The organism is Gluconobacter wancherniae NBRC 103581 (assembly GCF_007988885.1).
GTDB lineage: Bacteria > Pseudomonadota > Alphaproteobacteria > Acetobacterales > Acetobacteraceae > Gluconobacter > Gluconobacter wancherniae.
This window is the reverse complement of record NZ_BJUZ01000001.1, coordinates 261,441-282,182: the sequence shown is the minus strand read 5'-3', so window position 1 is coordinate 282,182 and position 20,742 is coordinate 261,441. Positions and strand designations below refer to the sequence as shown.

The following is a 20,742-nucleotide window of genomic DNA, read 5'->3' as shown; positions in this document are numbered from 1 at the left end:
TTCAGAAATATTGCAATTTTTACGGAGAGAGACATGGCAACCGATACGATTCACATTCCCGGTATCGATACCCCAGTCTCACGTGTCGCACTCGGCACCTGGGCCATCGGTGGCTGGATGTGGGGCGGCCCCGATGACGACAACGCTGTACGCACCATTCACCGCGCTCTCGATGAAGGTATTTCCCTTATCGATACGGCGCCCGTCTATGGGTTCGGGCATTCCGAGGAAGTCGTCGGACGTGCACTGGCTGAAAAGCCAAACAAGGCGGTTGTTGCTACGAAACTCGGTCTGAACTGGAAGGATGAGAAACCCTTCCGCGATTCGACCCCTGCGCGCATTCGCAAGGAAGTTGAAGATTCCCTGCGCCGTCTGCGCGTCGAGACAATCGATCTGGAGCAGATCCACTGGCCCGATGACAAAACACCCATCGAAGATGCAGCCCGCGAACTGCAGAAGCTACATCAGGAGGGCAAGATCCGCGCACTCGGCGTGAGCAATTTCTCACCCCGCCAGATGGATATTTTTCGCGAAGTGGCTCCTCTCTCCACAATCCAGCCACCGTTCAACCTGTTCGAACGCACCATCGAGAAAGATATCCTGCCTTACGCAAAGAAACATGACGCCGTTGTCCTTGCATATGGCGCACTGTGCCGCGGGCTCCTTACTGGAAAGATGAACAGCGAGACGACTTTCCCAAAAAGCGACCTCCGTTCGGCTGATCCCAAATTTCAGTCCCCGAACTTTGCAAACTATCTTGCCGCAGTGGACGGCTTTAAAAAGCTGGCAGATGCGCGCGGGAAATCCGTAATGGCATTCGCTGTTCGCTGGGTGCTGGATCAGGGCCCTGTGATCGCACTTTGGGGCGCTCGCAAGCCTGAACAGGTCTCAGGCATCAATGATGCTTTCGGCTGGTCACTTACCGACGACGAGAAAAAGGCCGTGGACGATATCCTCGCCCGCCACGTGCCCAATGCCATAGACCCAACATTCATGGCGCCCCCCGAGCGCGACTGAACGCAATGGCTTCCCGTCTCAGTTCTTCAAGCCTGAGGCGGGAAGCAGACAGATCAAACCGGATCGCAGCTTTGCGGCCCCGCTCACCGAGGCTGTCCCGCAAAGCGCTATCATCCAGCAAGCGGCACAGCGCCCCTTCCAGTTCACCTTCGCGATCCGGATGTGCCATCAGGCCGTTCTGACCTACCACGCTCTCAAGCGCACCGACCGGCGCGGCTATCACCGCCGCACCATTGGCCATTGCTTCCAACGCAGTCATGCCAAACGGCTCTGCCCAGCGGCTCGGGACCACCACAATCGCTGCCCTCGACATGGCTTGCATGACCTGAGCGTGACACTGATATCCCAGCATCTCCACACCTGCCTTCTCGGCCACAGGACGTAAATTTCGCAGAAAAGGCGTCTCGGGAGAGTCAGGACCAAACCTGTCTGCTCCGATGATGATAGCCCGCCACTCAGGGTAAAGGTGCCGGATCGCACCCCATGCCCGGACAAACGCATCCACGCCTTTATCCGCGACAACGCGCCCGGCAAAAAGCACCAGCTTTTCTCTTGTACAGAGCGGCACCTGCAATGTTTCAAGGTCAATACAGTTAGGCTGAACTTCAAAACGGACAGCCTCACACCCTACGCAATAGCGATCCTTCACCCATTCAGACACGCCGCAGACAAGAACCCTCCGTGCAAGCCACTGACGCTCTACAGCCGTTTTCGCACCGCGCATCGAACAGGGGTCATTGTGCAAAATGAGACGAACCCTACAGAAACGGCTCAAATACGCTGCCAGATCCGGTCTGTTGTGAACCTCCACAAGCTCAGGCCGGATTGAACGCACCATTTTCAGGCATGCACGGCGGTAACGCAGATTTCTGAAAAAACCCCACGCCGAAAGACGAAGCGGGCGGAACTGTCCACCATTCAGAGCCATTCCCCTGATCGGCATTCCTGCAACGATATCTTCAGGCAGCGCGAGTCGGCTCACCAGTATCGCAATCGCTCCGGCATGCCCCGAAGCGAATGATTCTCGGGGAGGAAGAAACGTTAGAACCGCGGAAGCTTTCATGTCAAAGAGCGTGACATGCTTTGACATGTAGCATCCCTATATCGACTGTGCATATTTTCATTTTCTTAACTGTTGTGCTTGCAATCTGCTCTGTCGCAGAAGGGCTGGGCTAAGCATGAAGCTAATAGAGCTGAAGAATAAGATGAGAGGATCTGGTCGCAAACACTGGATGCGCTCCTTATTCAATAGCGGCTTTCAGTCATCACCAGTGAAAGACAATATCGGCGCCCTTCTTGAAATTACCCTGGAAGCCATCGCGATCGTCCAGAAAGACAAGATACTCGAAGCTAACGGATCATTCTTCCAGATCACTGGTCAACTTCCCGGTCAGATCCCCGATCTTTCCACCCTACTCCCCGAGGCTTCTGCTGCTCAGCCAGACGGTAATATTCACACCGGACGGCTCAACCTTTCCCGACAGCAGCACATTCCCGTTCACTTCAGGTTAACACCTATCACATGGAATGGTCTGTGCTGCAGCGCGCTGGCGATCAAGCGAACAGACAATTCCAGCATCAGTTCCATAGATAACAAAGAATACCCACTGCATTTTACAGACCCTGTAACCGGGCTGCTCAACCGGCTGGGCTTCAAGAAAATGGCTCTGGATCCCTTGCAAAGCGCAGAGCAAAATAATTCCCGAATTATTCTTCTTGCCCTCAACATAGCACGGTTCCAGACCCTAAGAGATCGCTATGGTCACATTACAACAAACGATCTTCTCTGCCAGATTGGAGAAAGACTGGTCAGTACACTCCCGGACCGCAGCCTTATAGCCCGCTCCGGAAATAACGAATTCGCAATTGTCTGCCCTGCTCCCGACGATCCTGAAATTCCTGTATCCGAACCTTCCTCCATCATTCAGACGGCTCTCAGTGATTCCTTTTCCTGCGCAGAACATCATTTTCGAATTGAAACACATATCGGGTACTGCGTATTGCCCCTCGACACCGCCGACCCAGCGATTGGCCTGAGATATGCCGAACGCGCGATGGTCTTGGCTGGGAAAACTGGTTCGGGCTCTGCACGCCGGTTCGAATATATCATGGAGACAGAAGCAATTGAGCGCTCCTGTCTCGAGATAGATCTCCAGAGCGCTCTAGAGAAAAATCAGTTTTCCTTAGATTTCCAGCCATTGTTCTGCACCCAGACAGGGGCGACAAACGGGGTCGAAGCCCTCATCCGCTGGCGACACCCGACAAGGGGCGTCATCAAGCCCATCAAATTCATCCCCATTGCCGAAGAAAGTGGCCTCATCCTGCCAATAGGCGAATGGGTTCTGCGTGAGGCCTGCCGCCAGGCAAACACTCTTCCAGACCATGTCCGCGTTGCGATCAACGTCTCCGCATTACAGTTCGTGGATAGCGGGTTCAAAGACTGCATCTCGAGAATACTGGAAGAGACGCAGCTCAACCCGGAAAGACTGGAACTCGAACTAACTGAAACGATTTTCCTGCATGACGAAGCTCATATTCTCCGCACCCTGGCTTCAATCAGGGATCTGGGCGTCAAAATCGTTATGGACGATTTCGGGGTCGGATACTGCAGCCTGAGCTATCTCAGAACCTTCCCATTCGACTGCGTTAAAATCGACCGCTCCTTCATTCACGCAATGACCGACAAGCCCCACGTGAAGTCCATCATCGATTCCATTCTGACCTTAGGACGCACACTCTCGATGAGGGTCGTGGCCGAAGGCGTCGAAACACAGGAACAGTTCGATCTTCTGCGGGAAGCAGGCTGCCCAATCGTTCAGGGCTTTCTGACAGGCAAGCCCGTACCACTAACCCTACTTCCCACAGCAATAGACGCCTCCGTAATGGAGAGTGCCCCCGCCGGAAACATTCTATGCTCAGTTGGGAATGTCAGGGGAGTATAGAGCTTCGCGCTCTCTCGCGAGCCGCTGCCGACGAACAACCTTACGCTCTTCCCTCAAACGCCGATATTTTTCCAAGGCGGTCATTGGCTGGGGATCGCGCACTTCCGCCCCCTTCTTTTTTGCTGACTGGCTGGATCTCATGTCATCACGCGAGTTGACTGTATCGACGTCGGCCACAGGTTCCTCCCTGATCTCGAATCCAGAAAATTCGACATGAAAAGTTACATTCACAGTCGAACGCCATCAGGTTCATGCCGTCAAGCGGGTATTCATGCATCCAACCCTTGAGTTGGGCCGAAGGATCGCGCACATCCCGATCCAATATATCGCTTCGACGCCCATGTCCTGAGTGCGTCTTCAAGGAGAACGTTCGGTGAAAATCAACGGCACCCCATATCGCAGCGTCTGGCGCCCCCTCAATGACCGGAAAAGCATCCGGATCTTTGACCAGACACGCCTGCCCTGGAATCTGGAAGAGCTTGAACTCCGGGACGAGGAAGCCGTCGCACATGCAATCTGCACGATGCAGGTTCGTGGCGCCCCACTCATTGGCGCTGTGGCCGCATATGGACTGGTCTTCGCACTCCAGAACGACGCCTCCGATGCGTCACTGGAAAAGAGCGCCGCCGCACTGGTCGAGACCCGCCCGACAGCCATCAACCTGCGCTGGGCCATTGAGCGCATGGTCAACCACCTACGCCCGCTCCCAGCGTCACAGCGCGTCGAGGCTGGTTATCTTGAAGCCGATGCGATCTGCGACGAAGACGTACAGGTTAATGAGGCCATTGGGCGTCATGGACTGGAACTCATCCGCGAAATCTGGGAACGCAAAGGCCGTCAGGGTACAGTTAATCTGCTGACACACTGCAACGCAGGCTGGATTGCAACCGTGGACTGGGGAACAGCCCTCGCTCCAATTTACATGGCCCATGACGAGGGCATTCCGGTGCATGTCTGGGTGGACGAAACCCGCCCCCGCAACCAGGGAAGCCTCCTGACAGCCTGGGAGCTTGGCAGTCACGGCGTGGCACACACCGTCATCGCAGACAATGCGGGTGGTCATTACATGCAGGCAGGCCGCGTGGATATGGTCATCGTGGGAACAGACCGCGTTACGGCGCAGGGGGACGTCGCCAACAAGATCGGAACGTATCTCAAGGCGCTTGCGGCCCGTGACAATAATGTTCCGTTCTGGGTTGCCCTCCCGTCCTCAACCATTGACTGGCGCGTTCAGGATGGCGTGAAGGAAATCCCCATTGAGGAGCGCAGTCAGGACGAAGTGCTTTTCGTTCCGGGCCTTGATGCCCACGGAAACCAGAGCCGCGTCCGCGTAGCGCCGGAACGCAGCCCCGCAGCAAATCCGGCTTTCGACGTCACACCCGCCCGCTTGGTTACTGGCCTGATCACGGAGCGTGGCCGGTGTGACGCAAGTGCCGCAGGACTGAACAGATTGTTTCCCGGTGCTGCTCGTGAGACCCCCTCTGCTTGACGCATGAGGAAGCTTCCCGCTTCATCGTAAGACAACCGCCTGAAAAGAGGATGAGAGTGCCAGATTCGCAGATCATGCGGCGAGCGACTGCGTTAGCGGCCATGCTCGCGCTGGCGGGTTGCGCCAGCCAGAACGGCGTGCGCCCCTACCCCGCCCGTACGCCTGTTTCACAATATGCGAACGGCACGACGGGCCCGACTGGCTATGACAGTCATGTCCCGGACTTCGCGACACGGAACTTTGAGCCGTTCAACCGCCAGGATGTCGCAGCAATCGCGCTGCGGGAATGGCGGATGTTCGGCTCCCCCGTGTCAGACGATGATCCGGAAAACCGCCCCGAAGCCGATGATGCCTCGCTCAAGCCGGAACGCATTCCCGGCCTGTGGCAGCGCATCGGGGAATACTGGTGGATCGGGCAAGACCCATATGAAACCGAAGCTGGCTGGACCGGCAAGACAGACGCCAGCGGCACACGCTTCGATCCGGCCCATGACGGCCACTACGCGTGGTCAGCAGCATTCATATCGTATGTCATGCGTGTGGCGGGGGCGAACGACCGTTTCCCGTACTCCCCCAACCACGCAACCTACATCAACGCAGCCGCCAGCGGCCAGTCCAGCGGTGTGAGCGCACATGATCCGGGCGCATACATGCCCAAAATCGGAGACCTGATCTGTGTAGGCCGAGGCCGAAGCAAATCAGTGACGTTCTCCATGCTCCCAACGTCCTATGGCTTCCCCGCACATTGCGGCATCGTCGTTGCCACCCACCAGAACACACAGCCTTTCGGCCATGAACTCAGCATCATCGGCGGTAATGTGGACGACGCTGTCTCAATGACGCATGTGCCAACAGACGCCGCCGGCATGATTGCAGACAGTTCAGGGCACAGCTACGACGATCGCTACCCCTGGTGTGCCATTCTGGAAGTGCACTACGACGCGGATCAGGAACCCGATAGCGGCCTGTAAGCGCAGGGCAGCCCCCCGGCACGCCAGCCCGTGCCGGGGCCATGCTTGTCTTCGAAGCCATCCACGATATTGGTCACATCTTCATAGCCCACAGCTTCGGCAAAAACGCCCGCGTTATATGAGCGCATCCCTGAACGGCATAGGAAAAGCAGTTTCGTGTTCTTTTCCGGAGCTGCTGCTGCCAGCGCCTGAAGGAAGGTCTCTTCCATTCCTGGCTGCCATGTGATGCAAAACGCCGACCGCCCAATGGTTTCCAGTTCCGGAAGGCCAATCTGAGCCCACTCCATCGGTGTGCGAACATCGATCAGCACGGATTGAGGGTCTTTTTCGAGAATATCCCACGCCTGTTTCGCAACAACTTCCCTCATGACCATTCTCATCCTTCCAAAACAGGTTTTATAATCTCCCTATTACAGGAGTGAACGCGCATGAACGACACCCTTTCTTCCCGCCCCGCTTCTCCGGACGGCTGGCGCGCCATCTCGAAGGGCATGACAACAGCCATCGGTGGTACGCCGCTCATCCGCCTGCACAGGGCTTCGGAAGAGACAGGCTGCGAAATTCTGGGCAAGGCGGAATTCATGAATCCGGGCGGCTCCGTGAAGGACCGCGCCGCACTGGCCATCATCGAAGATGCGCTTCAACGCGGAACCCTCAAGCCCGGCGGAACGATTGTCGAGGGCACGGCAGGCAATACAGGTATCGGCATCACGCTGGTCGCGCAGGCGATGGGCTGCAAGGCCGTCATCGTAGTTCCCGAAACGCAGAGCCGCGAAAAGCTGGACTTCCTGCGAATGATTGGTGCGGACCTGCGTCTCGTACCGGCAAAACCATACCGCGATCCGGGCAACTATGTGCATGTCTCGCGGCGGCTGGCGGAAGAAACCGGTGCCCTTTGGGCCAACCAGTTCGATAATACCGCCAATCGCGAAGGCCACCGCACAACAACCGCACGCGAGATCTGGAACCAGACGCAGGGCAAGGTAGACGCCTTCACCTGTGCCTGCGGAACGGGCGGAACACTGGCTGGTATTGCCATTGGACTGCGCGAACAGGCGCTTGAGGCCGGACGTAAGGCTCCGCATATCGTGCTCGCAGATCCTGAAGGCTCGGGCCTTTATGGCTGGGTCAAATCCAATGACATGAGCATCATTGGCGGCTCGATCACCGAAGGTATCGGCCAGTCCCGCGTGACCGCCAATCTCGAAGGCTGTGCACCGGATGATGCCGAGCGTATCCCGGATGCTGAGGCTCTCGATCACATTTTCTCACTGACAGCAGATGAAGGTCTGTCAGTTGGAGGCTCTTCGGGCATCAATGTGGCTTCGGCAATCCGTACGGCCCGGAAGCTCGGCCCAGGTCATACGATTGTTACAATTCTCTGCGATGGTGGTGCGCGTTACCAATCCAAACTGTTCAACCCGGAATTCCTCCGTTCGAAGGGGCTGCCTGTTCCAGGCTGGCTCGCCTGATCGTATCAGTGGGGATCGGCATGAAACTTAATGCAACGGGCCCCACAAAACCTTCGGAAAGTGATTAAATCGCGCTATGGAAACACTGCCTCACCTGCTGGTCGTGGATGACGATCGCGAAATCCGGGAACTCCTGACCAAGTTCCTCGAACGCAACCACTTTCGTGTCACGGCAGCCCGTGATGGCCGCGAAGCCCGCAAAGCGTGGGCCAACGGTCATTATCAGCTTGTCGTACTGGATCTCATGCTTCCGGGCGAAAGCGGTCTCGAAGTTGCACGCTGGCTGCGTACCCAAGACAATGTTCCAATCATCATGCTCACAGCCATGAGCGACGAGACAGACCGGATCATCGGCCTCGAATTCGGTGCGGATGACTATGTTGCCAAGCCTTTCAACCCGCGTGAGCTGCTTGCCCGCATCCGCGCCGTCCTGCGCCGTACCGTTGAGACTGCTGAAAAGCGACAGGCTTCCGATACGCGCATCATTCGTTTTGCCGGTTGGAATCTTGATCCCGTCCGCCGTCGCCTTACAAACCCTGACGACGCAGAGGTCTCCCTCACCGGTGGAGAATATGATCTGCTGATGGCACTTCTGGAGCGCGCCAACCGTGTCCTCACACGGGACATGCTTCTGGAGCTGCTGCGTGGCCGTCAGGCAGGACCGTTCGACCGCGCCATTGATGTTGCCGTCAGCCGCCTCAGGCGCAAGCTCGAAGATGACGGACGCAATGCTCAGGTCATCAAGACTGTTCGTGGCGGTGGTTATGTTCTTGCCGCGGAAGTGGAACGTATCTGAGCCCGTTTCGCTTTCCGCGTCCACGCTCCCTCGTTGCACAGACCAGCTTCCTCCTGATTGTGGGGCTGGCTGTCATTGAGCTGGCTGGCCTCGGCATCCATGCCCTGGATCATATCGACTTCGCCACACGCAGTCAGATCCGCCAGAACCAGATGCAGGTCTTCTCGATCTATCGCACCGTCGCTGAAACAGCACCGGCAAACCGCGCGGACGCGCTCGATGATCTGCATATCCCCTCGGGAACAACCGCGCTGCTGCTAACCGAGCATGACCCGCTCATACCCAGCCACAAGATGCCGCTCCCTGATTTTCCGGGCGCAATGTTCAACCGCTTTCATCCGCCACCCGGAAACAACGGAATGGAATTCGGCCCCCATCCGGAGCCCGAGGGAGAAATGGGAGAACCCGGCGCCCCGATGGGCCCCTTCCCGCCCGGCATGATGAATGGTGGCGGCCCATATCATCCGGGGGAAATGCCTGAAGGGCCCGGCGGCCCGTTTCGGGGTGAGCAGCGCATCCCCATGCGCCACATGATTCCTCCCATGATGGACTGGGGCCTCCTGCCTTCATCGCTCTATCCACGCGCCGTCTGGACGGGCCAGAAGCTGCGCACGCACTCGGTTTCTCTGCTGCTGCCAGACAAAAGGACCTGGCTGGTGGTGCGCTTCGTCACGCCATTACCCAATCCGTTTGGTTCTCCCACCTTCCTGATCGCGTTCCTCCTGATGTCACTTTGCGGCAGTGCACTGATCGTGTGGGGTTCGCGTCGGCTGGTTGCGCCTGTCACAACGCTGGCAAATGCTGCGGAATCTCTTGGAAGAAACGTCAACACGGCTGCACTTCCCGAACATGGACCCTCCGAGATCCGCCGTGCGGCCATTGCATTCAACACGATGGCCAGTCGCATCCGCCGCTTCATCACGGACCGGACCTTGATGCTGACGGCCATCGGCCACGACCTGCGCACCCCCATCACGCGTCTGAAGCTACGAGCTGAATTCATCGACGATGATGAACTACGCACCAAAATTCTCTCTGATCTCGACGAGATGGAAGCGATGGTCGATGCAACGCTCGCCTTCGGACGTGACAGTGCATCGAACGAGCCTATCGTCACCCTCGATCTCCGCGCCCTGCTTCAGACCATCATGGACGAAGCGGCCGAGAGCCAGCCTGACATGGTAGAAGCTCTGATTTTCGAGCCCCCCACCGTGCCGGTTAAAGTGCGCGCGCGTTCCGTTGCTCTCAAGCGCGCTCTGAACAATCTGATCCTTAACGCCCTGAAATATGGTCGTAGCGCACAGGTTAGCCTTGAACCCGCAGCAATGATGAACACGGCCAGCGGGGTGGAAAACCTTATCAAGGTTGTCATCGAAGATAGTGGTCCAGGCTTGGCAGATGACCAGCTGGAGCGCGTTTTTGAGCCATTTGTTCGTGTGGAAACCAGCCGTAACCGCGAAACCGGCGGGACTGGTCTCGGCCTCTCAATCGCACGCACCATTCTGCGTGCTCAGGGCGGCGATGTGCGGCTCGAAAACCGTCGGGAAGGCGGACTGCGTGCTGTTGTGACGCTCGCCCCCTGACATAATCCCCCGCGACCGGCATTCACTGCCAGCCGCGGGACACCTGATATGATCAGGTGCGGATCAGACGGGCTGCAAAAAATCCGTCCATCCCGCCCTGCTCGACCCAAAGACCGGGATGCGTGCGGAAGAAGCCTTCCGGCGTACGAGCAGCAGACATCATGGAGAGTTCATCTTCGGTGAATGGCTCATGCGTCCATCCCCCACGCTCAACTGCAGCGCGAACCCGGTCCGGGCCTTCCTCGTCCTGAAGTGAGCAGACCGCGTACAGCAATGTTCCACCCGGACGCAGCATTTCACGCGCGGCATCAATCAGAGCATCCTGACCTTCTGCAAGCGCCACCACATCGCGCGGACGCTTGACCCACAGCACATCCGGATGGCGGCGAAGCGTTCCGGTTGCCGAGCATGGAGCATCCAGAAGCACGGCGTCAGCAGGCTCCGAAGGTTTCCACTCAAGTGCGTCAGCCACCACTGTCTCGGCCTCCAGCTTCAGCCGGGCAAAGTTTTCCTGAAGCCGAGTCACGCGCGTTTCTTCACGCTCTACCGCCGTGACCTTTGCGCCAGCCGTCGCAAGCTGCGCAGTCTTGCCACCAGGAGCAGCGCAGAGATCGATCACGCACTTGCCGTTCACATCGCCCAGCAGACGAACCGGCATGGCCGCAGCAACGTCCTGCGCCCAGAATGCGCCTTCTTCAAAACCTTCAAGAGCCGTCATCCGCGTCCCGGCTGGATAGCGTACGGTTCCCGTCGGAAGCAGCTCTCCACCTTCAGGGGCCGTAGCACCGGGGCGGATTGTCAGGTCCAGAGGAGCCTCCCGGTGAAGGCCGCGTGAAATCGCACGCGCACGGGAACCCCATGCGCTCCACAACCATGCAGGAACGTCCAGACGTGCTTCGTCCAGCCCTTCCAGAAGGCCCTTGCCTTCACGCGAAACCCGCCGCAGCACCGCATTGGCCAGTCCAGCGAACGGCGCAAGACCCCTACGACGCAGCAGATCCACGATCGTGCCCACGGCGGCATGAGGCGGCGTCTCCAGATGCAAAAGCTGGGCAACACCCAGAAGCAGCGCGCAACGCACAGGCTCTGGAGGCTCGCGGCGCAGCATCGGCTGGAGCAGCTCGGTCATGCTGCCCATGTGGCGCAGGGTCGTAGCCGCCAGACGATGCGCTGACGCACGGTCCCGCGGATCGGAAACGGTGCTGCGATCCAGAGTGGTTTCGAGCATGCGCCGGTGCTCAACGACACCGCAGACGATATCGAACGCCAGATCACGCGTGGGATCAGGACCCGGCTTCCCCGTAGGACCGGATCGCTCACCCGCTTTCCTGGTTCTGTTCCGGAATTTCGGCCCTGGGCTCTTTGTCCCCGTACGGGGTGTGTTCTGCTGTGTCATCGAACGTTCGTCTCTCGCATTGTGCGGAAATCGCATCTTGCGGCCTCGGACGCAATGGCGTCTTGTCTTCCGCCATGTCAGAGCAGATCGCAAGCAACCTTTCCGCCATCCGCCACCGCATGATCCAGGCTGCTGAAAAGGCAGGGCGCAATGCCGATGATGTCTCGCTGGTGGCGGTTAGTAAATTCCACCCGCAGGAGGCCGTCGAGGCGGCACTGAAAGCCGGCCAGAGGCTGTTCGGTGAGAACAGGGTGCAGGAGGCAGCGTCCAAATTCCCCCAGCTCCGCGAGAACTGGCCAGACCTGAAACTTCATATTATCGGGGGCCTCCAGACAAACAAAGCCGTGGATGCCTGTCGCATCGCCGATATGATCGAAAGCCTCGATCGCCCTGCCCTTTCCAATGCAATTGAAAAAGCCTCCCAGAAATGTGGTCGGCTTCCCGGCCTGCTCGTTCAGGTCAATACCGGCGACGAAACACAGAAATCAGGCATCCCTCGCAAAGATGCCGATGCGTTCATCGAAACTTCCATGAATCGCTTCGGCGATAACATTCGCGGTTTGATGTGCATCCCTCCGGAATCAGAAGATCCGGTAGCCCATTTCAATTTTCTCAACGACATGGCCAGACGTCACGGTCTGCCGGTGTTGTCCATGGGAATGTCCGCAGATTTCGAGGCCGCAATTGGCGCTGGCGCAACGCTGGTTCGGGTTGGAAGTGCTATTTTTGGATCCCGTCCCATGACAGTTTCCTAAGCTTCGGCTTGCTTCTGTGTAAGGAATCTTGTCATGAGGGCAGATGCCATGATGCAGAGCCGCCCGCCGATGGGTGGCACGACCGTATCTAACGGCGCTTTTCGATGTCCGTAAATGGAACCAGAGATGCCTGAACAAGACGGCGACCACCTATCGACCCAATCTTCTGGTGCAAACACTGACCCCGCCGTCGGGGAAGCGCTCCAGTCGATCGAGCAGGCTCGCAAGCAAGGTAACACGACAGAGTTCGGAGCAGACGAGGAGGCGCACACCCACAAGAAGCCCGCAGGCTTCGGCGCCATGCTTGCTGTTCTGGGTGTCGTGTACGGCGATATCGGAACAAGCCCGCTATATGCCCTGCAATCCTCCGTCAGCATCGTAGGCTCGGTAAAGCATCCGGCACAGCCTCTGGAGATCATGGGGCTGGCCAGCCTCACCTTCTGGTCGCTGATGCTGATCGTAACGATCAAATACGTCCTGCTCATCATGCGGGCGGATCATGATGGCGAAGGCGGCATCATCGCCCTGATGTCCCTGGCCCAGCGTGTTTGCAAATCACCGCATTTCCGCTGGCTCTTCGGGCTGGTCGGCATCGCAGGCACCTGCCTCTTCTTCGGAGACAGCATCATCACGCCCGCAGTGTCCGTACTATCCGCAGTCGAGGGCATCGAGATATCGATCCCATCTGCAAGCCACGTCATCATCCCCGTTGCCATGCTGGTGCTGGTGGCGCTGTTCGCTGCGCAGGCGCTGGGAACAGGCACAATCGGCAAGGCTTTCGGGCCGGTCATGGTCGTATGGTTCGCAACGCTTGCGGTCCTCGGTGTGCGCGGGATCATGCTATACCCGCATATCCTTCTGGCGCTCTCCCCAACCTTAGCCCTGCAATTCATCATCGCGCATGGAACGCTTTCGTTCATTGCACTCGGATCGGTCGTCCTGTCCGTAACCGGGGCAGAAGCACTTTACGCTGATATGGGCCATTTCGGACGTGCGCCAATCCGCTACGCATGGCTCTTCTTCGTGCTGCCATCCCTTACACTGAACTATTTCGGGCAGGCAGCACTGCTGATCCATGATCCGGCAACACTCGCCAATCCGTTTTATCACCTTGGACCACACTGGCTTCAGATCCCACTCCTGATCCTGGCCACCTGTGCCACCGTGATCGCCAGCCAGGCCGGCATTTCAGGCAGCTTCTCCCTGTGCCGTCAGCTCATCCAGTTGGGCTACCTGCCCCGCACGCGCATCATGCACACGAATGCTTCTGAGGAGGCGCAGATCTATCTGCCATCTCTCAACTGGATCCTTGCATTCGGCGCTCTGGTGCTGGTCGTCTCATTCCGTTCGTCGTCTGCCCTGGCCGCCGCTTACGGCATTGCCGTAACCGGAACCTTCATGTGCACCTGCGTGCTCGCAATGGTCGTTTTCCGTCGCGTCTTTAAATGGAGTGCTCTGACAACAGGGCTGGTGTTCGGCTTCTTCTTCATCGTGGACAGCATCTTCTTCTCGGCAAACGTCCTGAAGATCCCCGATGGCGGCTGGGTCCCTCTTGCCATCGGCGTCATCAGCACCATCGTCATGACCACCTGGAAGCGCGGACGCAGCCTCATCGCTGCCCGTCAGGCTGCCAATTCGATGCCGATGGGATCGTTCCTCGCCCGCCTGCCACAGTCGCGCACCATCCGCGTCCCTGGTCTGGCAGTCTTCATGACAGCCAATCCGGACGTGGTCCCCAACTCGCTGCTGCACAATCTCAAGCACAACAAGGTCCTGCACGAACACGTCCTGTTCGTCACCGTCCAGAACCTCGATCAGCCCGAAGCAGAGCGCGGCCACCGCGTCATCGTTCAGGAACTGGCGCCCAACATTCACCGCATCATCGTACGCTACGGCTTCATGGAAATGCCAAACCTGCCACGCGCCCTACAGGAACTCAAAGCACTCGGTGTGGCATTCGACGCCATTCAGGCATCGTATTTCACGTCCCACGAGCTCGTCGTGCGGTCGCGGGTGCCGAAAATGCAGCTCTGGCGCATGTGGATCTTCCTGCTCCTGCTACGTAACGCCACTTCCACAACCGAATTCTTCCGCATCCCGCCTGATCGCGTGGTGGAATTTGGTGTCCGGATTGCAATTTGACCGAACCTCTCTCCCTCTACATTCACTGGCCGTTCTGCCTCGCGAAATGCCCCTATTGCGATTTCAACTCCCATGTCAGGGAAGAAATTCCACAGGCGCGTTTCGCCGCAGCCCTTCGTCGTGAACTCGCGCATGACGCAGCACGTCTTGGCCGCAGACCGCTCAGATCCATCTTCTTTGGCGGCGGCACTCCATCGCTCATGGCCCCCGAAACGGTCGCTGCACTGATCGAGGACGCGCATCGCCTGTTCGATGCAGACCCAGACCTCGAAATCACGCTCGAAGCAAACCCCACAAGCGTTGAAGCCGGAAAATTCCGTGCCTTCCGCGAGGCGGGAATCAATCGCGTTTCCCTCGGCGTGCAGAGCCTGCGAGACGATGCTCTCTCCATGCTGGGGCGTGAACATTCCGGCCCACAGGCTATCCGCGCACTTGAAATTGCCCGCAGCCTGTTTCCGCGAATTTCGTTTGATCTGATCTATGCCCGCCCCGGACAGAGCGAAGCAGACTGGACCAACGAGCTGAATACCGCCCTCGAACTGGTGGCCGATCACCTGTCGCTTTATCAGCTCACAATCGAACCGGGCACCAAATTCGAAGCCCTGCATCGCCGGGGGGAAATTCAGCTCCCCGATGAAGACCTCGCAGCACGCCTGTACGAAGCGACAGGCGAAACAGCGTCCCGCCACGGCCTGTTGCCCTATGAAGTATCCAACTATGCCCGCCCGGGCGCAGAGAGCCGCCACAACCTCACATATTGGCGCTACGGAGATTATCTGGGGATCGGACCAGGAGCACATGGCCGCCTGACACTTGATGGCAAACTTCATGCAACGCGGCGTCACCGTGCGCCCGAACCCTGGGCCACACGTGTCGAAGCCACCGGCTCTGGCAGCACGGAAGAAACGCCACTCTCCCCCGAAGACCGCGGCCGTGAGGCACTCCTGATGGGGCTGCGTCTGTCTGAAGGGATCAGTGAGACACAGTTCGTACGCCGCACAGGTCGCGTCCTGGATGACTGCGTTGACCCTGCAATGCTGGGAGCCTGCATCGAAGAAGGATACCTTCTGAGAAGCAACGGCGTGCTTCGCGCTACGGCAGAAGGACGGCTCAGGCTCGAAGCGATGCTGGCGCGTCTCGTCACATGAGGGCATGATTGCGCATCAACTCAACCGGAAGAGACAATGCGCCGCACCCTTCTTTCCTTTCTCCTCGCCGCCTGTTCCCTGACCGGCGTCGCACATGCCGCTCCCGCCGCCCCGAACTACATCATCGAAGATAACGACTTCCTTGGTCCGGGCGGCTCCGACATCCAGTCAATCATCCCCCTTCTCAACCGCCCTGGCGTCAGCCTTCTGGGCCTAACGGTTGTCATGGGTGATGACTGGGAGAACGCGGAATCAGCGCATGCCCGCCGTTTCCTTGAAATCGCGCACCAGACCCAGATTCCCGTGGCCGATGGCGCAACCCTGCCACTGGTCAACACCGTTGCAGCCACGAAACTGCGTGAAAAGCAGTACGGCACAATTCCATGGAAAGGTGCTTGGGGCGGTCTCGGCTCAATCGACAACACGCCCGACACACAGCCCGCTCTAGGCACGCTGCCCGATGGTGCACCTCACCTCGCGGCCGACGCCACACCAGCGGCCATGTTCCTGATTCGCGAAGTCCATGCCCACCCCCATCAGGTCACAATCGTCACCACCGGCCCGCTGACAAACGTGGCACTCGCTATCCGGATGGACTCCACTTTTGCCGCAACAGCCAAACAGCTGATTTTCATGGGCGGCCTGGTGGACCAGAACATGAATTCCGTCACCGGAAATGCTGACTTTGCATCCGATTTCAACATGATCACAGACCCCGAAGCCGCACACATCGTCCTGACGGCACCCTGGGCCGCGATCACCTGCGTGGGCAATGTCTCCAACGACATCATGATGACGCATCCGCTGATGGATCGCATCAACAGCCGCCACACCCCTGTGACGGAATACATGCAGAAATTCTATGCCCCCCTGCCGATGTGGGACGAACTGACATCTGCCATCGCCGTTGATCCATCACTGATCCGCAAATCCGTCACGGCTTATATGGATTTTAACACGGCACCCGGTATGGATTATGGCCACGCCCATATCTGGCCTGAAAGCACCGCCCCAAAAGGCATGAACCTGCAGAAAGTGAAGATCGTAACATCCGTCGATACCAGAAGCTTCATTGACGGCTTTGTCTCACAGGCACAAAACGCGATGGGCACTCACTAACATCCTGAAAGAAGGGCAACCAACATGCTGCATATGATCAAGCTGGCCGTTGGTTGCCCAACTCTGGAAGTTCTGGCGGAGCGCATGCGCCGCGAACGCGTGGGTGGGCATGCGGTCGTCCACACACGCACAATGCCACGCCGGGCCGACGAAATCCTCGCCGGAGGGTCGATCTACCGCGTGATGGACGGCATGCTCCTGTGCCGCCAGCCGATCATAGGCCTAGAATCCTGTCAGCGTGGAGACGGATCAACAGGGACACTGATCGTGGTCTCGGATGAAATCATACCCGTCCAGCCACGGGCCATGCGTCCCTTTCAGGGCTGGCGCTACATGACACCCAAGGACGCACCTGCGGATCTGGGAGAAAATGGTGTAGGAGACGGCATCGCTGATCTGCCACCTGCCCTGCGTCGTGAACTCGCAGAACTGGCCTTGATCTAGACCCGCTCTGCGCGTTTCAAGAGCTGGCGCCCCGCCCTGTCCAACGCCGCAATTTCCGCAACAATACGTCCCTGCTCAAGCAGAAGCGCAATATCGTGCAGCGGCGCCCCTGCCTCCAGAAGTTCTGCCTGCTTCCCCCAGCGCTCAGCGGACAGCGTATCCCCCGGGCAAAGCCCCGCTTCCATATCGAAACGCAGAAGCGTCGCCTCACCGCTCAGGCGCCTGAGCGCGCGCAGAATGCCATTATTGTGCGCCGCCGCTTTGCCTATGGAAGCCACTCCACCAAAAATGGGCAATGAGCCACGAGCAAACTCCGCACGCGTCGTATCAATCCCCGCTTGCCGCTGAATACGATCGGTCTCCGCGCTATCCTGCCCACCCAGAACTGCTGCCAGATATTTCAGATTACCGATAATCGCAGTCCGCAACATGCCATCCATGTCCCGGCCCAATCGATCAGGACAGACGACGAATGCACAAAATAGCCCGATGACACTTCCAAGCGCATTATCCACTACCCGCAAACCCGCAAGCCCCGGTGAAGGCATCGTCATTTCCGTTACGACAATGAACTGCGCACTCAGAAACAGAACGAGCATCGTGTAATTGACGGCGCGCATGGCAATCGCACCAATCGCAAACAGCGCCACAGCCACCAGCATTTCCGATCGCCCCGAAAGCATAGGTGTGATCAGCAGCACCAGGACACCCCCACACACGCTGCCCAGAATGCGTTCCAGCCCACGGACCACCGTCGTAGGACCAGATGGCTGGATCACCAGAAGAACAGCCACCAGCGCCCAGAACCCATAGTGAAGGCCAAGCCAGCGACTGGCGAGGTCCGTTGCAATCAGGCCCACCATAAGCCGCAGGGCATGTCGCCGGATAACAGGCGTCATCCGCGCCGTATGCCGGGGACGCTCCGCAGCAGGAAGCCCAGTGTTTTCCCTCAGCAATCCGTTAGCCAGTGTCGCAAGCGTGCTGGCACTTGTGGCTACAAGCTCCCCAACTGATCCCGGCCTCACACGGATACTGTCTGCGAGAGCCGTAGCCTGCTTGGCGAGTGCGGCAAGGTCGGGTTCGGGGGAGAGCACCTGACGGCTGGCAGACTGACAGAGCGTCGAGAACGCAGCCAGTGTGCCGCGCCCCTCAAAATCAATGCCCCGCGTTTCAACAAGATGTTCAACAGCCAGCATTGCCGTGAAAAGGCGCTCAGCACCGGCAAGCGTCGCCGAAAGATGCGCGCGCATGCTGTCGCTGCCATGACCTGCGTCGATTTGTAGTGTGACCATACGCGCCTGCTCGATCGCACTGCGCACGGCTTGCCGATGAACAGTCTCGCGCAGCCGTCCCGCAGCGAGCTCTCCAGCCATCAACGCCAGAAGCCGATAGCTCGCCGCCACAGCACGACGTGCAGGAGCGTAAGGATGCAAGGACCAGATCACGAGGCACAGGAGCATCGCCCACAGGCCACCCACGGCGAAAGCAGCACCGATGATGAGCGCTGCATCAAAGGACGCGGGAAAACCGGTCCCTGCGGCAGCAACACAGCAAAGAAGCGTGCATAGCAGCCCATGAGACGGCGAAAGCGCGCGTGACATGCCAGCCGCAATCCCCGTCAGGGCCAGAAGCGGCAGTACGCCCCAGATCGGGGCACACGCTATGATGGCACTCAGGGCAGCAAGAATGGCACCCAGAAATGTGAAAAGCCCGAGAATACGGAACTGCTCACGAGGGGTTCCCCCCGGCTCGATCAGGCAGCTCCAGAACGCTGCAAACGCAGCCCATGCAAAAACGGGCTGATGAAAAAAGAGCGCAGGAAGTAATGCGCCCACCGTCGCAACGGCGGCGCGTATCCCCTCAGCCGGAGCAACCTGTTCCGGGCTGAGGGTAATGGAGTGTCGCGCCAGAAACTGCGACAGGAATGTAAGGTGGCGAGTGCGACTGAGAGCGGCCTGACCGGCCAGCGGATCACCCACCACAGCCTTACTGTCCGGTCAGGATGCGTTCCACGAGCTGTCCGACAGTCGGCGTAAACCCGTTCGCATAGAACGGGTCCGTCCCGAAGCGCCAGGCATTCGTGCCGCCAAACATGAGGTTATGATCCACGACCTCATCTCCGTTCGGGCCATTGCCATCATGCGCAATGCTCTGGAGCGTCTTCTGGATGCAGAAAGAACGCGGATCAGCCTTCTGACCATTGCTGTATGTCGGCGCGCGCTGGCTCCAGTTGGAGAAGCGGCATTCCGAAAGACAGCCCATGCACGCAGCTTGATCGTCCACGATCTGTTTTGCGCTCTCAGGCGTTACGAAAACAAGTGTCGTATCCGGTGTGCGCAGCGCCTCGGTGAAGCCTGCGGCTTCCCATTCCGAGATATGCCAACGGTCAGCCGCAGTCACGAAGACTTCGCGCTTGCGAACACCCACACCATAGGCCGTGTTGTGCTCACCAATCGGCTCCATGCTGTACGCCACCTGACGCTCAGAGCGCCCGCGCAGATCCTGCATGAAGCTGTTGTTCACAGCAGACGAATAGAACCCGGTTGGAGAGAAGCGGTTGAGATAGACATCTCCCTGCTTCAGATTCCGCAGGCGGCGCTTCCATGCATCAGGGATCGGGCTTTCCTGCGTCAGCAGCGGGCGCGTTCCAAACTGGAAAGCAATCGGGCCAAGTTCGGGATTATCGATCCAGTCTTCCCACTCACCCAAGCTCCAGACACCACCGGCCATGATGATCGGTGTCTCATCAAGCCCGTATTTGCGCATGACGTTGCGCAGTTCCAGAACACGTGGGTACGGATCTTCAGGCAGCAGGGGGTTTTCGGAATTGGACAGACCATTATGGCCACCTGCGCGCCATGGATCTTCATAGACCACACCACCCAGCAGTTCGGGCGCCTTGCTATAGGCCCGACGCCAGAGCGCATTGAATGCACGCCCGGAGGAGACAATTGGATAATAAGGAACCGCAAACTGTGTCGCAATTTCCGAAAGGCGATACGGCATGCCCGCGCCACAGGTCACACCCTGAACCAGGCCCGGAACGCCCTCGAGGATACCGTGAATGATTTCCTCGGCCCCGCCCATTTCCCATAGGATATTAACGTGGACGCGGCCTTTGCCGCCAGAAATCTCGCGGGCAATCTTGACCTGAGTGATGCCGCCATCGATGGCGTAACGGATCAGCTCCTGCTGACGATCACGGCGTGTACGGCCATGATAAATCTGGGGAACACGGTTACCGTCTTCGTCATAGCTGTCCGCATTGACTGCAGAAACGGTACCAATACCGCCAGCAGCAGCCCAATGACCGGCAGACACGCCCGTGGAGACGGAAACACCTTTGCCGCCTTCGATCAGAGGCAGCACATCCTGACCACCAAAACGGATGGCATTGATCGATTTCATGGGGACCCGATGTCTCCGAAACTCAAAATAAAAAAGGGCGGGGCAAAGTAAGCCCCGCCC

General features: G+C 58.4%; 18 protein-coding genes. 12 read left to right on the top strand and 6 right to left on the bottom strand.

All coding sequences use genetic code 11. The annotated features are described in order from the left end of the window. The first annotated feature begins 33 nt into the window (after nt 1-33). Nucleotides 34-1,017, top strand: coding sequence for an aldo/keto reductase (locus GWA01_RS01270; protein ID WP_146793246.1), 984 nt, complete (start codon nt 34-36; stop codon nt 1,015-1,017). Here the strand turns inward: GWA01_RS01270 and GWA01_RS01265 are convergent. Next, on the bottom strand, nt 992-2,107 hold the full coding sequence (locus GWA01_RS01265; protein ID WP_228118272.1) for a glycosyltransferase family 4 protein: 1,116 nt from the start codon (nt 2,105-2,107) through the stop codon (nt 992-994). The genes GWA01_RS01270 and GWA01_RS01265 overlap by 26 nt on opposite strands. A 115-nt stretch (nt 2,108-2,222) precedes the next feature. Between GWA01_RS01265 and GWA01_RS01260 the strand changes: the two genes are divergently transcribed. Beyond that, the gene (locus tag GWA01_RS01260; protein ID WP_186819415.1) at nt 2,223-3,959 is read left to right on the top strand and encodes a putative bifunctional diguanylate cyclase/phosphodiesterase; all 1,737 of its coding nucleotides are present in this window, start codon (nt 2,223-2,225) and stop codon (nt 3,957-3,959) included. Here GWA01_RS01260 and GWA01_RS01255 read toward each other — a convergent pair. Next, nucleotides 3,933-4,136 (bottom strand): hypothetical protein, encoded by a 204-nt coding sequence (locus GWA01_RS01255; RefSeq protein WP_146793242.1) that lies wholly within the window; start codon nt 4,134-4,136, stop codon nt 3,933-3,935. The two genes, GWA01_RS01260 and GWA01_RS01255, sit on opposite strands and share 27 nt — an antisense overlap. 196 nt (nt 4,137-4,332) lie before the next feature. Between GWA01_RS01255 and mtnA the strand changes: the two genes are divergently transcribed. Both mtnA and GWA01_RS01245 read left to right on the top strand, forming a co-directional pair. Continuing rightward, nucleotides 4,333-5,448, top strand: coding sequence for an S-methyl-5-thioribose-1-phosphate isomerase (gene mtnA / locus GWA01_RS01250; protein ID WP_146793240.1), 1,116 nt, complete (start codon nt 4,333-4,335; stop codon nt 5,446-5,448). A gap of 50 nt (nt 5,449-5,498) precedes the next feature. Further along, nucleotides 5,499-6,419 carry a DUF2272 domain-containing protein gene (locus tag GWA01_RS01245; RefSeq protein WP_146793238.1) on the top strand — a complete coding sequence of 307 codons (921 nt, stop codon included), beginning with the start codon at nt 5,499-5,501 and terminating at the stop codon, nt 6,417-6,419. On the opposite strand, the gene GWA01_RS01240 is transcribed toward GWA01_RS01245, so the two are convergent. Then, nucleotides 6,395-6,787: a rhodanese-like domain-containing protein gene (locus tag GWA01_RS01240; RefSeq protein ID WP_146793236.1), complete on the bottom strand. Its 393-nt coding sequence runs from the start codon at nt 6,785-6,787 to the stop codon at nt 6,395-6,397. The genes GWA01_RS01245 and GWA01_RS01240 overlap by 25 nt on opposite strands. Before the next feature lie 60 nt (nt 6,788-6,847). Between GWA01_RS01240 and GWA01_RS01235 the strand changes: the two genes are divergently transcribed. The 3 genes from GWA01_RS01235 (at nt 6,848) to GWA01_RS01225 (ending at nt 10,270) form a co-directional block, all read left to right on the top strand. Further along, nucleotides 6,848-7,891, top strand: coding sequence for a cysteine synthase A (locus GWA01_RS01235; protein ID WP_146793234.1), 1,044 nt, complete (start codon nt 6,848-6,850; stop codon nt 7,889-7,891). Nucleotides 7,892-7,967: 76 nt separating this feature from the next. Continuing rightward, entirely contained in the window at nt 7,968-8,687 is a 720-nt protein-coding gene (locus GWA01_RS01230) for a response regulator (protein ID WP_146793232.1), read from the top strand. A 59-nt stretch (nt 8,688-8,746) separates the two neighbouring features. After that, a complete protein-coding gene (locus GWA01_RS01225) occupies nt 8,747-10,270 on the top strand; it encodes an ATP-binding protein (RefSeq protein ID WP_146793230.1) in 1,524 nt (507 codons plus the stop codon). Nucleotides 10,271-10,322: 52 nt separating this feature from the next. Here the strand turns inward: GWA01_RS01225 and GWA01_RS01220 are convergent, their stop codons facing one another. Beyond that, nucleotides 10,323-11,666: an RsmB/NOP family class I SAM-dependent RNA methyltransferase gene (locus GWA01_RS01220; RefSeq protein ID WP_146793228.1), complete on the bottom strand. Its 1,344-nt coding sequence runs from the start codon at nt 11,664-11,666 to the stop codon at nt 10,323-10,325. Nucleotides 11,667-11,740: 74 nt separating this feature from the next. On the opposite strand from GWA01_RS01220, the gene GWA01_RS01215 reads away from it, so the two are divergent. From GWA01_RS01215 to GWA01_RS01195, 5 genes are all read left to right on the top strand, one after another. Then, entirely contained in the window at nt 11,741-12,421 is a 681-nt protein-coding gene (locus GWA01_RS01215; protein WP_146795388.1) for a YggS family pyridoxal phosphate-dependent enzyme, read from the top strand. Nucleotides 12,422-12,535: 114 nt separating this feature from the next. Beyond that, complete coding sequence (locus tag GWA01_RS01210) at nt 12,536-14,563, top strand: potassium transporter Kup (RefSeq protein WP_146793226.1); 2,028 nt, start codon at nt 12,536-12,538, stop codon at nt 14,561-14,563. Then, the gene (gene hemW / locus GWA01_RS01205) at nt 14,560-15,711 is read left to right on the top strand and encodes a radical SAM family heme chaperone HemW (protein WP_146793224.1); all 1,152 of its coding nucleotides are present in this window, start codon (nt 14,560-14,562) and stop codon (nt 15,709-15,711) included. The genes GWA01_RS01210 and hemW overlap by 4 nt, the downstream gene beginning before the upstream one ends. Before the next feature lie 36 nt (nt 15,712-15,747). Beyond that, a complete protein-coding gene (locus GWA01_RS01200) occupies nt 15,748-16,830 on the top strand; it encodes a nucleoside hydrolase (protein WP_146793222.1) in 1,083 nt (360 codons plus the stop codon). Between the two features lie 24 nt (nt 16,831-16,854). Further along, nucleotides 16,855-17,274 (top strand): DUF1489 family protein, encoded by a 420-nt coding sequence (locus GWA01_RS01195; protein ID WP_146793220.1) that lies wholly within the window; start codon nt 16,855-16,857, stop codon nt 17,272-17,274. On the opposite strand, the gene GWA01_RS01190 is transcribed toward GWA01_RS01195, so the two are convergent. Both GWA01_RS01190 and GWA01_RS01185 read right to left on the bottom strand, forming a co-directional pair. Then, entirely contained in the window at nt 17,271-19,253 is a 1,983-nt protein-coding gene (locus GWA01_RS01190; protein WP_229316015.1) for an FUSC family protein, read from the bottom strand. The two genes, GWA01_RS01195 and GWA01_RS01190, sit on opposite strands and share 4 nt — an antisense overlap. Nucleotides 19,254-19,260: 7 nt before the next feature. After that, nucleotides 19,261-20,682, bottom strand: a complete 1,422-nt coding sequence (locus tag GWA01_RS01185) for an NAD(P)H-dependent flavin oxidoreductase (protein ID WP_146793216.1) — start codon at nt 20,680-20,682, stop codon at nt 19,261-19,263. Between the last annotated feature and the right edge of the window lie 60 nt (nt 20,683-20,742).